Raw genomic sequence first — 12,312 nt, 5'->3', positions numbered from 1 at the left:
GCGTTGCTGCTTAATGGATATCTCTGAATAGTCCGATGACCTTGCCGAGAATAGTGACGTTCTGCAAAAGAATCGGTTCCATCGTCTCGTTTTCCGGCTGGAGACGGATATGATTTTTCTCTTTGTAGAACGTTTTGACGGTCGCTTCGTCGTCTTCTGTCATGGCGACGACGATCTCTCCGTTATTGGCCGTCTGCTGTTGGCGTACGATGACGTAGTCGCCATTATGTATGCCGGCTTCAATCATACTCTCGCCAATAACGTTAAGAATGAACACATTGTTATTGTCGCCAACATAGTGGGCAGGAAGAGGGAAGTAGTCTTCTATGTTCTCCGTAGCAGTGATCGGTACGCCGGCAGTAACCTTACCTACGATAGGAACTTGTGTGACAGGCATCTGGATGACGTTGTCATTATCGTCCTGGCTCAAAATCTCGATCGCCCGAGGTTTCGTAGGGTCGCGTCTGATAAATCCCTTTTTTTCCAAGCGGTCCAGATGTCCATGTACCGTCGAGCTGGACAGCAGGCCGACCGCCTCAGCAATTTCGCGTACGGAAGGGGGATAACCTTTTTCTTTAACTTCTTGCTTTATAAAGTCAAGGATCGAATTTTGCCGTTTGGAAATCTTCGACACGTTCATCATCTCCATTCATCTTATTGTGTCAAATTATAGCATAGAACCGCCGTTCGTACAAACATAAGTTCTTAAGCTCAAACGTTCGCATTTTTTCGTTGACGGAAACGTTTGTTCGTGTTAAATTAAAAACAGAACAAACGTTTGGGGTGCTGACAATGATGATGATGAATCCAAGTACAAGCTCATACCGTTCCATATACCGTGGTAATATCGGCGAAACCAAGGAGCTTGTTCAGCCTCATTGGCTGGTCAGGCATATGGCAAAGCTGATTATTAGTTTGATCGTGTTTACGCTTGTTTTCAGCAGCTTTCTTATAATCGGTACAAATGCTTCCAGCACGGTCGTTGAGGGGCCAGGCGAATCGGAGCAAGTCGTCACGGTAGGCAGCGGAGACACGTTGTGGTCCATTGCCAGTTCGTTTAAGAACGGCAGTGATATAGGTTATCTTGTTTTCTCGATCAAGAATCGCAATAATTTGGACAACGTGACGATACATCCAGGTCAGAAGTTAATTATTCCCGATATTTGATGGAGTTGTAATGGCGATATATCTTATAATGAGTGCTTAGAGATTTCCCATTCTTTAGGGAGATCTCTTTTTGTGTATTATAGAAACTAGTTGTGTTTGTGGGCTTCGCCTTGACAATGCCTTATTGAAAATGTCAAAGTAGGAGTAATGTGTTCGCAACATGAGAGAGGGGTAATGAAATTGGATTTTGATAGTCTGATTGCCAGAATCAACGAGCTTTCCCGCAAAAACAAAACCGTCGGCTTAACGGATGAAGAGCTGAAGGAACGAGATGTGCTTCGCCAGAAATATCTGAACAACTTCAAAGCTAACTTCAAGCAACAGCTTGATACAATCAAGTTTGTCGAAGATGAAGAAAACGAAGGCAACGGCGACATCAAACATTAAGAGCTCCTTTCATGAGCTTGCTATTATATGAAGGAGGAATCCATCTGTCACGGTCCTGGGAGCGCAAAGTGCGCAAAAACATGTCTACTATTAATAAGCAACGCAAGAAGCACGGTGAAGGTCAGTTAGTGATGAATGCAGAGAAGGCGGATCGATTTACCGGCCGCAATTTTTTGCTGCCGATTTTATTGATTTTGTTTATCGGCGCGTACATCGCGATTATGTCGGCAGATCCCAAATTCGTTATGACGACGATGAGCTGGGTAACGATCGGTATGTATTTTTTGCTCGCTGCCCTATTTTTTTTCCGCAAGCCCTATCTTAAGATCGGCAAGGATTATGTGCAGTCTCGCCGGATGACGGGCGACAAGCGTCTTAATGCGGCGGATATCGGTTCCATTCGCGTACAAGACGGTTATGTGACGATTTTGCCTAAAAAGGGCGGCGGCTGGACGTTCTCGCGTCTGCTTAATCGATTCAATACGGCGGCGATGACCGACAAAATGAAGTCGTTTGCTCAAGTACACGGCATTACATTCGAGGAGAAATAAAAAGGGGAGAGATAGAGGACATGGCAGCAAAGCAAGCGGTATTATTTGACCTGGACGATACATTATTGTGGGATGACCGCAGCGTCAGAGAGGCTTTCCGTGCTACCTGCGAAGCAGGCGCGGCGGCTACGGGCTTAAATCCGGACGAGTTGGAGGAGGCGGTACGCAAGGAAGCAAGAGCCTTGTACGAATCATACGAAACCTACCCGTTTACGAAGATGATCGGCATTAATCCTTTTGAAGGCCTTTGGGCGAATTTCTCGGCAGGCGAGCAAGTTGAGTTCCGCAAGCTGCAACAACTGGCTCCGGGATACAGGAAGGCTGCATGGACACAAGGTCTAAAGGCGCTGGGCGTCGATAACGAAGAGCTTGGAGCAACGCTTGCGGAGCTGTTCCCGGCAGAACGACGCTCGCGGCCGCTTGTTTACGATGAGACATTCCGCGTATTGGATGCGCTCAAAGGAAAATACAAGCTGCTTCTGCTTACCAACGGCTCACCCGATCTCCAAAAGGAGAAGCTTGACGGAGTGCCCGAACTTATTCCTTACTTTGATCATATTATTATTTCGGGTGAATTCGGACAAGGGAAACCGGCTGCGCCTATCTTTAAGCATGCGTTGGAACGTCTCGGCATCGAACCGGAGCATGGCATCATGGTCGGCGACAAGTTGACGACGGATATACTTGGCGCCAATACGATCGGAATGACATCGGTATGGATTAATCGTCATGGCGCGACTCGCACGGATGAGATCGTACCGTCTTACGAGATTACCCATCTGGAAGAGCTAATTACCTTATTGGAGCAATAACAGCTGCTGTTATGGACTCATATTTATAACCAAAAAAGCCCCTCTGCAGCATTTGAAGGCCGGAGGGGCTTGCCGTTTATCTAGCGTAATCCTCACTTGCCCGATTGGAATTGTTTATCTGTGAAAGGATACGCTTGCCAGCCTTCTGTCTCGATGAAGCGGCGAACGGCTACAATCTGGCGGTTGTCCATTAGGGTGAAGAAGCGAGGTTTGTGCTCCGTTACCGAAAATGTCGATGAACGAACCTTTTCAGCTAATGGCTATTCTGTTAAACTATTTGTTAAACTAAACGGGTGCATGAAGGATGCATATGACGTGTAGGAAGGGTGTAAGGAATTGTTGAGAAAGACTTTACAACAAGCGCTTGAGGAACGGATTTTGATTCTGGACGGCGCTATGGGAACGATGATTCAGCAAGCCAACTTGACGGAGGACGATTTCGGCGGCGCGGAGCTGGACGGCTGTAATGAGATGCTCGTTCTGACGCGTCCCGATGTTATTCAATCGATTCATGAGCAATATCTGGAGGCCGGAGCAGATATTCTGGAGACGAATACATTCGGCGCTACGAGTGTCGTTCTCGAGGATTACGACATCCCCGAGAAAGCCAGGGAGATCAATCTGGCCGCGGCGAAGCTGGCGCGGGATGCTGTGGATAAATACAGCACGCCGGACAAACCGCGTTATGTTGCAGGTGCTCTTGGGCCGACAACCAAGACGTTGTCGGTGACCGGCGGCGTTACATTCGACGAGTTGATTGAAAGTTATTACGAGCAAACGGTGGCTCTCATTGAAGGCGGCGTGGACGCAATCCTTCTGGAGACATCTCAGGATACACTCAACGTTAAGGCAGGTAGCATCGGCGTTCGCAATGCATTTGAGACGACGGGCATAACGCTTCCGATTATGATCTCCGGAACGATCGAGCCGATGGGAACGACGCTTGCAGGTCAATCCATCGAATCGTTTTACATCTCGCTGGAGCATTTGAATCCCATCTCCATCGGTCTTAACTGCGCGACGGGTCCTGAGTTTATGCGCGATCATATTCGAACATTAAGCGAAATCTCGAGCGCGGCGGTCAGTTGTTATCCTAACGCCGGCTTGCCGGACGAGAACGGGCATTATCATGAATCGCCGGAATCATTGGCCAAAAAAATCGCCGCATTCGCCGATCAAGGCTGGCTTAATATCGCCGGCGGCTGCTGCGGAACGACGCCTGCCCATATCAAGGCGCTTACCGAGACGTTGGCGAACTATTCGCCGCGTTCTAGTGAAGGTGCCCATGCCGACGCGGTATCCGGAATTGACACCGTCTATATCGAGTCGGACAACCGTCCCTATATGATTGGCGAACGGACAAATATTTCGGGATCCCGTAAATTTAAACGTCTCATTAAGGAAGAGAAGTTCGACGAAGCATCGGAGATAGCCCGTTCGCAAGTTAAGGGCGGCGCGCATGTCATCGATATCAACCTGCAGGATACCGATATCGACGAAGCATTCGCCGTGCACCAATTTCTGCCTCAGGTCGTCAAGAAGATTAAAGCGCCGCTGATGCTGGACTCTACTTATGATCATATTATCGAGCTGGGTCTCAAATATTCGCAAGGCAAAGCGATCATCAATTCCATTAACCTGGAAGACGGGGAGTCGAAGTTCGAGAAAATCGTACCCCTGATTCATCGCTACGGCGCGGCAGTTGTCATGATTCTGATCGACGAGCGCGGCCAAGCGGTGTCTCGCGAGGCGAAAATGGAGGTCGCAGACCGTTCTTATCATCTGTTGGTGGAGAAGTATGGCGTGAACCCGCAGGACATCATATTCGACCCTAACATGTTCCCGATCGGCTCCGGGGATCCGCAATACATTGGTTCCGCCGTGGAGACGCTTGAAGGGATAAGGATGATCAAGGAGAAATACCCTCGGGCCAAGACGATACTCGGACTCAGCAACATCTCCTTCGGCTTGCCGGACGCGGGGCGCGAAGTGCTGAACTCCGTTTATTTGTATCATGCGACCAAGGCAGGTCTCGATTATGCCATCGTAAATACGGAGAAGCTGGAGCGATATGCTTCCATTCCGGAGGAAGAACGTCAACTGGCAGAGGCTCTGATCTACAATACGAACGATGATACGCTGGCAGCGTTCGTGGCGGCATTCCGTAATAAAAAAGTCGAGAAAAAAGAAAAAATCTCCAACCTTTCTTTGGAAGAGCGGCTCGGCTCGTATATTGTGGAAGGTACTAAAGAAGGATTGATACCCGACCTGGACGAAGCGCTAAAAAAATACGCGCCTCTTGATATTATTAACGGCCCGCTGATGAAGGGGATGGAAGAGGTTGGCCGGCTCTTCAACGGCAACGAGTTGATCGTTGCCGAGGTGCTTCAAAGCGCCGAAGTCATGAAGGCGTCCGTCACGCATTTGGAAAACTTTATGGAGAAAAACGAAACGGCCGTCAAAGGTAAAATTATTCTGGCTACGGTAAAAGGCGATGTCCACGACATTGGCAAAAACCTGGTTGAAATTATTTTGTCCAATAACGGCTATAAAATCATTAATCTGGGGATTAAGGTGCCGCCTGAACAGCTTATCGAAGCTTACCGCAAAGAGAAAGCGGACGCGATCGGCCTGTCCGGTCTGCTCGTGAAATCCGCGCAGCAGATGGTCATCACCGCACAGGACATGCGGAACGCAGGCATCGATGCGCCGATCCTGGTTGGCGGTGCAGCACTGACCCGCAAGTTCACGAAGACGAGGATTGGTCCGGAGTATGATGGTCTCGTGCTTTATGCAAAGGATGCGATGGACGGCCTTGATATAGCCAACAAGCTAATGGATCCCGAGCACCGGCAGCGGCTGGAAGAGGAGCTTGCAGCTTACAAGGCGTCTGGAGCCGCATCGGAGGAAACGGAGAAGCAGCTGCCCCAGTTATCGCGCGCCGTCCGTTCGAAGATATCGCCGGATGCCCCGGTATTCGCGCCGCCGGATACGGATCGTCACGTCCTGCGCGATGTCCCGATCCCGCAGATCGTGCCTTACGTCAACATGCAGATGCTGCTTGGCCATCACTTGGGACTTAAGGGAACGGTAGAAAAGCTGCTGGCCGAGGGGAACGAGAAGGCGATCCATTTGAAGGCAACCGTTGACGAAATCATTCATGAGGGTAGCAAGGAAGGCTTCTTGAAGGCGCAGGGGATGTACCGCTTCTTCCCGGCCCAATCTTCGGGCAACGACGTTATCATTTACGACCCTGCCGATCATACGAAGGAAATCAAACGTTTTACCTTCCCGCGTCAGCAGGTTGAGCCATTCCTCTGCCTTTCCGACTTCCTTAAGTCGGCGGAGAGCGGCGTAATGGACTACGTCGGGTTCCTGGTTGTAACCGCCGGAGAAGGCATTAGGGATTTGGCCAATCGGTGGAAGGACGAAGGAGACTATCTGCGTTCCCACGTGCTGCAGTCCGTTGCATTGGAAGTAGCGGAGGGGTTGGCGGAACGAGTTCATCATATGATGCGCGATATTTGCGGTTATCCGGATCCTGCCGAGATGACGATGAAGCAGCGGCATGGCGCCCGATATCAAGGAATCCGGGTATCGTTCGGTTATCCGGCATGTCCGAATCTGGAGGATCAAGGACCTCTCTTCGAGCTCATGAAGCCCGAGGATATCGGCGTTGAGCTGACAGAAGGATTCATGATGGAGCCGGAAGCTTCCGTTTCCGCAATGGTGTTCGCTCATCCGGAGGCGCAATATTTTAACGTGGAGAAAGTGTAATCAAGAAACGATAGAAAGCGAGCCTTCCCCGTTTCGGCCCTTATGAGCCGTAATGAGGAGGGCTCCTTTGGTCAAAGCTGTTATTGGCAGATACGTCAAATATCGTTGGAGGAAAACGATGAAGGTATGGTTTACGGGTACCGGCGCAGGCAGACCGAATAAACATCGGAATGTGACAGGCGCAGCGCTGCAACTGCCTGAGCCACATTGCGCTTGGTGGTTGTTCGATGCGGGCGAGGCAACTCAGCATCAACTAATGAAGCTGCCCCTGAAGCTGAGCAAGCTGGAAAAAATATTTATTACGCATCTGCATGGCGATCATCTCTATGGCTTGCCAGGGCTGCTCAGCACACGTTCCTTTGACGGAGGCGTCAGCCGGTTGGACCTATATGGTCCGATTGGTCTGAAGAAGTACATCGAGACAATCTTTCAATTGACTGGAACAACGCTTGATTACGAGTTGGTTATCCATGAATTGGCTGAAAACGCCAGCGATGAAGTCGTCTATAATGGCTCTGGCTTCAAGGTGGAGGCGAAACCGCTTTTGCATCGAGTATCTTGCTTCGGCTATCGAATTTCCGAAAGCGATGCGCCGGGCCGGCTGCTGACGGATAAGCTGCAACAACTCGGTATCGAGGCGGGTCCGTTATATGGCCGATTAAAACGCGGCGAAACCGTGACTCTGCCGGATGGACGCATAGTGACCCCGGCTTCCGTTACGGATGGGATCGTGCCTGGCCGGGTTGTGACGGTGCTTGGCGACACCAGTCCTTGCGCTAACGCCTTGTTGCTTGCAAGGGGAGCGGATCTGCTCATCCATGAAGCGACGTTTGCAGCCGGAATGGAAGCGAAAGCTCATGAATTCGGGCACAGCACCACAAGCGAAGCCGCTCTTGCTGCTCGAGAAGCAGGAGCGAAGCGGCTGCTGATGACTCATTTCAGCGGGAGATACAGCAACGAAGAGCTGGTGAATTTGGAGGGGGAAGCCCGGGCGGTGTTCCCCAACAGCGCGGCAGCAATTGATCTGGGCTGTTATGAGATATTGCGGAAGGTCGGCGGCGAAGCCCGCGGCTGTTCGGGATGACGCAAAAGATCGAACGTATATTCTAATTCATGATAGTATGTTAAAATGACAACAACGAATGACTAGGCGCGGGGAAGCGCGGGGAACGGAGAGTGGCAATGATGAACACCTGGACGGGCAGGGCGGCCAGTCTGGAGGATTGGCTCGGATACATAAAGACGGACGAGGAGCTTATGGCGAATGTAACGCATTGGCGTACCATCCCGTCCAGGCCGGCCGTCTCCGTCCCCTTGCCGGAGGACTTGCATCCCATCTGGAAAGAGGGGCTGCGGCTTCGCGGAGTGACGGAGCTGTATGCGCATCAGGCCGATGCATTCCGGGCGGCGAGGCGGGGCGATCATGTCGTCGCCGTGACTCCGACGGCTTCGGGCAAGACGTTATGCTATAACTTGCCCGTCATGCAAAGCCTGCTGGAGAACGACGAAGGGAGAGCGTTGTATCTCTTTCCGACCAAGGCGCTTGCGCAGGATCAGGTGGCGGAGCTGCAGGCGGTCGCCGACCTCATGGGCGTCGATATCAAGACGCATACCTACGATGGCGATACGCCGCCCACCGTTCGCACGGCGATTCGCAACGCGGGACATATCGTCGTGACGAATCCCGATATGCTGCATTCGGCCATACTTCCGCATCATACGAAGTGGGTCAAGCTGTTCGAGAATATCAAATACATCGTGATTGACGAGGTCCATGCCTATCGCGGCGTATTCGGAAGCCATGTGGCAAACGTGATCCGAAGACTTAAACGAATCTGTCGCTTTTACGGCTCCGAACCTCAATTTATTTGCGCCTCGGCTACTATCGACAACCCGCGCGAACACGCGGAGAGGCTGATTGGCGAGCGGGTGACGCTGATCGACAACAACGGCGCGCCGATGGGCGAAAAACATATCATTTTCTATAATCCGCCTGTTGTGAACCGACAGCTCGGCATACGGAGAAGCAGCGTGCTGGAGACTCGCAGACTCGCGGCCTTGCTTCTGAAGCAAGGCGTGCAGACCATTGTATTCGCCCGCAGCCGCGTACGCGTGGAACTGCTGCTGACTTATTTGCAGGAGTTGGTCAAGGACAAGCTTGGCGACAAGAGCATACGGGGATACAGAGGCGGCTATCTGCCAAAGTTGCGGCGAGAGATCGAACGCGGGCTTCGCAGCGGCGAGATACGAGGCGTTGTCAGTACGAACGCGCTGGAGCTTGGCATCGATATCGGTCAGTTGCAGGCTTGCGTGCTTAACGGGTACCCCGGCACGATCGCAAGCACGTGGCAGCAATCAGGCAGAGCAGGCAGACGACAGGAGAGCTCCGTAACGTTTATGGTGGCGAGCAGCAATCCGCTGGATCAATACATGATTCAGAACCCGGACTTCTTTTTCAATCGTCCTCCCGAGCGGGCGCTGATCCATCCCGATAATCTGCTGATCTTGATCGATCATGTAAAGTGTGCGGCCTACGAGCTGCCGTTCAAGCGAGGGGATACGTTCGGAGGCGAGAAGCTGGAGGATATGATGGAGTTTTTAGTCGAAGAGAGAGTGCTCCATTACGCCAATGACCGTTGGTTCTGGATGGAACAGTCTTTCCCTGCGCATAACATCTCGTTGAGGTCCGCTGCGCAGGAGAACTTCGTTATCATCGATATGACGACCAGCGACCATAGGGTCCTTGGCGAGGTTGATCGGTTTAGCGCTCCGACCTTGATCCACGAAGAGGCTATCTATATCCATGAAGGCGTGCAATTCCAGGTGGAGAAACTGGACTACCCGGAGAAGAAGGCTTATGTGCGCGAGGTCGATGTCGAGTATTATACGGATGCCAACCTGGCGGTTGAACTGAAGGTGCTGCATGTAGACAAGGAGACCACGTCGGGGGAGCTCCTCAGGCAATATGGCGAAGTAACCGTAAATGCGAAGGCGACCATTTTCAAAAAAATACGTCTGGGCACTCATGAGAACATCGGCTCAGGGCCGATTCATCTGCCCGAAGAGGAGCTGCATACGAGCAGCTACTGGTTTTCCTTCAGCGACGAGGCAGCGGCCACGCGTTCCAAAAACGAAATGCAGTTCGCGCTGCTGGGCATTGCGAACGTGCTCGTTCATATCGCTCCGCTCTATCTCATGTGCGATCCCTTCGACATTCGGGTCGTGCCTCAAGTAAAAGCCATTCATTCGCAAAAACCGACGATCTACTTCTATGATCGTTATCCCGGAGGCATCGGGCTTAGCGAAAGGTTGTACGACGTACACGACGAGCTGATTAAGCGGGCAAGGACGCTCATTACTTCTTGCAGCTGCATGAGCGGATGTCCGGCTTGCGTCGGGCCAATCGAAGAGGTCGGGCTGCTCGGTAAAGAGCAGGCGCTGGCGCTGCTGAAGGAAGCAGGTGCAGGCGCATGAGCATGCGGGAACGTATGAACAGGCTTCGAGCCAGCGCTGCAAGCGAAGCTAGCACGGCGACCGAAACGGTTGTGCCGTCGTCAGAATCAGAATGCGAGCCGCAGGAGGAGCTGCATCCGGGATGGGCATCCTTCGGCGTTACGCTCCGAAGAAGCGTGAAGGGGGATTATTTGGTGCGTCGAACGGAATTTAGTCTTGACTATCAACACGGCACTCATCAATTAGGAGAATTAATTGAAGCGGCAACAGGATTATCCGAGTTCCATGCCGCCCAGCAGCCAGTAGAGCCCGAATCCATTTTGTATCTGGATCTGGAGACGACCGGATTGGGCGTTGGGACGGGCAATGTGCCTTTTATGACCGGCTTTGCCTTTGTTCAAGGGAACAAGTTTATCATAGAGCAGTCGCTGATTCGCCATCCTGCCGAGGAATATGCCATGCTGTACGATTTGGAGCAGCGCTTAAGCAATTATCGTTATTTGGTCACATATAATGGCAAGACATTCGATTGGCCGCTTGTGCAGAATCGGATGATCATGAACGCAATGGGGAGAGAACTCAAGCAGCCGCTTCACCTGGATTTTTTGCATCCTTCGCGATCCATCTGGCGCAACACTCTGGCATCCTGCAAGCTCAGCCATATCGAAGAAGAGAGATTGGGCATTTTTCGAACGGAGGATGTTCCCGGCTCTCTTGCTCCCCAGCTATATTTTCAGTTTCTGGCGGATGGAGACCCCGCTCCTTTGGAAGGCGTGTTTCTTCATAACGAGCTTGACCTTCTGGCGCTTGCTTGCTTGTCGATCCGTTTTGGACATCTGCTGCGGGAGGATATATTCCGGCGCATTCCGTATCCGGAAGAAACAGAGGAACTGGTGAGAACGGGATTATGGCTGGAGCATATGGGAAAGTCGGAGCTGGCAGAGGAATTATTTGGGCGGGCGTTGCTGCATGAGGAACCTTCTCCATCCGCGCTAAACAAGCTTGCGGCGAGAGATAAGAAGGCTGGTAATTGGCAACGTGCTGTGGTATTGTGGCAGAAGGTTGTTCATGCATCCGGCAACTCTTTGTCTGCATCCGGGCATGATGCCTGTATTGAATTATCCATGTATTTTGAGCATAGGAGCAAGGAACTGCATCAGTCGCTCCATTATTGCGCCGAGGCGCTTGCGCGAATGCAGAGCGTATCGGGCGGCCGCCGCTTGAGCGATAAGGAGACGATAGCGCTGCAGGACGTTCGCAAACGAATTCAAAGAATACAGTCTAAAATTCATAAACTAGAATTGGGAGCATTATCCAAATGAAACAATATCAGCATGGGGCCATGAAAGGATTGTTGATCGATCTTGATGGCACGATGTATCAGGGCTCGCGTCCTGTAGACGGCGCGGACCGGTTGATTCGCCACTTGCAGCGAGAGGGCGTTGCTTATCGTTTCGTCACGAACAATTCTTCGGCTACACCAGTTGAAGTAGCAAGCCGGCTTAGCTCAATGGGAATTCCCGCGCGTCCCGAGGATGTATGCACTTCCGCACAGGCTGCAGCCGTTTATATCGCCAAGCTTGCACCTCACTCCTCCGTATTTGTCATAGGACAGAAGGGGCTGCGCGAAGCTTTGACGGAAGCGGGACTTCGGTTATCGGACGAACATCCGGATTTCGTTGTACAAGGGATAGACAGAGAGTTCACTTATGACCGTATCGCTCAAGCGGTTCAGCATATTCGGAGCGGGGTTCCCTTTATCCTTACGAATCCCGACCGTCTCGTACCATCTACTCACGGATTATTGCCGGGAGCAGGCTCCATAGGAGCCATGATCCAAGCGGCCAGCGGCCAGGAACCGATCATTATCGGCAAACCTTCCTCCATTCTTATGAATTATGCGCTAGACAACATTGGACTGACTCACCGCGAGACATGGGTCGTAGGGGATAATCTGGCTACGGATATCGCCGCAGGCATTGCTTCTGGCTGCGGTACCGCGCTTGTCCTTACGGGCCTCACGACGAGGGAGAATTACGACGACTACAAAAATCAGGCGGGCTGCACGCCAGACATCATCTATGATACGCTGGATGAGCTTACTGCCGACCTGCCGTCATTGCAGAAGCTTTCATTATCGGACAATAGCTGGGAGGTTTAAAGGC

10 protein-coding genes and 1 pseudogene are annotated in these 12,312 nt (G+C 51.8%); 9 read left to right on the top strand and 2 right to left on the bottom strand.

Annotated elements, in window-relative coordinates:
• Positions 1–10: 10 nt before the first annotated feature.
• The gene (lexA, locus tag H7F31_RS21775) at positions 11–634 is read right to left on the bottom strand and encodes a transcriptional repressor LexA (RefSeq protein ID WP_087569368.1); all 624 of its coding nucleotides are present in this window, start codon (positions 632–634) and stop codon (positions 11–13) included.
• Between the two features lie 158 nt (positions 635–792).
• Here lexA and H7F31_RS21770 point away from each other — a divergent pair, with 158 nt between their 5' ends.
• The 4 genes from H7F31_RS21770 to H7F31_RS21755 all read left to right on the top strand — a co-directional run bounded on the left by H7F31_RS21770 (position 793) and on the right by H7F31_RS21755 (position 2,917).
• Positions 793–1,167, top strand: coding sequence for a LysM peptidoglycan-binding domain-containing protein (locus H7F31_RS21770; protein WP_187100516.1), 375 nt, complete (start codon positions 793–795; stop codon positions 1,165–1,167).
• A 180-nt stretch (positions 1,168–1,347) separates the two neighbouring features.
• A complete protein-coding gene (locus H7F31_RS21765) occupies positions 1,348–1,554 on the top strand; it encodes a DUF896 domain-containing protein (protein ID WP_187105470.1) in 207 nt (68 codons plus the stop codon).
• A gap of 11 nt (positions 1,555–1,565) precedes the next feature.
• Complete coding sequence (locus H7F31_RS21760; protein ID WP_261800096.1) at positions 1,566–2,105, top strand: hypothetical protein; 540 nt, start codon at positions 1,566–1,568, stop codon at positions 2,103–2,105.
• Between the two features lie 20 nt (positions 2,106–2,125).
• Positions 2,126–2,917, top strand: a complete 792-nt coding sequence (locus H7F31_RS21755; protein ID WP_187100515.1) for an HAD family hydrolase — start codon at positions 2,126–2,128, stop codon at positions 2,915–2,917.
• A gap of 92 nt (positions 2,918–3,009) precedes the next feature.
• Here H7F31_RS21755 and H7F31_RS34315 read toward each other — a convergent pair.
• A pseudogene (locus H7F31_RS34315) lies at positions 3,010–3,144 on the bottom strand (acireductone dioxygenase); the annotation flags it as partial.
• 169 nt (positions 3,145–3,313) lie between these two features.
• Between H7F31_RS34315 and metH the strand changes: the two are divergent.
• From metH to H7F31_RS21730, 5 genes are all read left to right on the top strand, one after another.
• Positions 3,314–6,694: a methionine synthase gene (metH, locus tag H7F31_RS21750; protein ID WP_397374731.1), complete on the top strand. Its 3,381-nt coding sequence runs from the start codon at positions 3,314–3,316 to the stop codon at positions 6,692–6,694.
• 118 nt (positions 6,695–6,812) lie between these two features.
• Entirely contained in the window at positions 6,813–7,778 is a 966-nt protein-coding gene (gene rnz / locus H7F31_RS21745) for a ribonuclease Z (RefSeq protein ID WP_187100513.1), read from the top strand.
• 101 nt (positions 7,779–7,879) lie between these two features.
• Positions 7,880–10,168, top strand: coding sequence for a DEAD/DEAH box helicase (locus H7F31_RS21740; protein ID WP_087569287.1), 2,289 nt, complete (start codon positions 7,880–7,882; stop codon positions 10,166–10,168).
• Positions 10,165–11,469: a ribonuclease H-like domain-containing protein gene (locus H7F31_RS21735; RefSeq protein ID WP_187100512.1), complete on the top strand. Its 1,305-nt coding sequence runs from the start codon at positions 10,165–10,167 to the stop codon at positions 11,467–11,469. Before H7F31_RS21740 ends, H7F31_RS21735 begins: the two co-directional genes overlap by 4 nt.
• Positions 11,466–12,308 carry a TIGR01457 family HAD-type hydrolase gene (locus H7F31_RS21730; RefSeq protein ID WP_187100511.1) on the top strand — a complete coding sequence of 281 codons (843 nt, stop codon included), beginning with the start codon at positions 11,466–11,468 and terminating at the stop codon, positions 12,306–12,308. Before H7F31_RS21735 ends, H7F31_RS21730 begins: the two co-directional genes overlap by 4 nt.
• The last annotated feature ends 4 nt before the right edge of the window (positions 12,309–12,312 follow it).

The sequence above is a fragment of the Paenibacillus sp. PAMC21692 genome (genome assembly GCF_014303795.1).
Classification (GTDB): domain Bacteria; phylum Bacillota; class Bacilli; order Paenibacillales; family Paenibacillaceae; genus Pristimantibacillus; species Pristimantibacillus agaridevorans.
Note: the sequence above shows the minus strand (reverse complement) of the source record. Positions and strands in the feature narration are given on the sequence as shown.

Coding starts and splice junctions, on each gene's coding strand:
- H7F31_RS21770 (WP_187100516.1), top strand. CDS start 793: ATGATGATGATGAATCCAAGTACAAGCTCATACCGTTCCATATACCGT.
- H7F31_RS21760 (WP_261800096.1), top strand. CDS start 1,566: ATGAGCTTGCTATTATATGAAGGAGGAATCCATCTGTCACGGTCCTGG.
- H7F31_RS21755 (WP_187100515.1), top strand. CDS start 2,126: ATGGCAGCAAAGCAAGCGGTATTATTTGACCTGGACGATACATTATTG.
- metH (WP_397374731.1), top strand. CDS start 3,314: ATGGGAACGATGATTCAGCAAGCCAACTTGACGGAGGACGATTTCGGC.
- rnz (WP_187100513.1), top strand. CDS start 6,813: ATGAAGGTATGGTTTACGGGTACCGGCGCAGGCAGACCGAATAAACAT.
- H7F31_RS21740 (WP_087569287.1), top strand. CDS start 7,880: ATGAACACCTGGACGGGCAGGGCGGCCAGTCTGGAGGATTGGCTCGGA.
- H7F31_RS21735 (WP_187100512.1), top strand. CDS start 10,165: ATGAGCATGCGGGAACGTATGAACAGGCTTCGAGCCAGCGCTGCAAGC.
- H7F31_RS21730 (WP_187100511.1), top strand. CDS start 11,466: ATGAAACAATATCAGCATGGGGCCATGAAAGGATTGTTGATCGATCTT.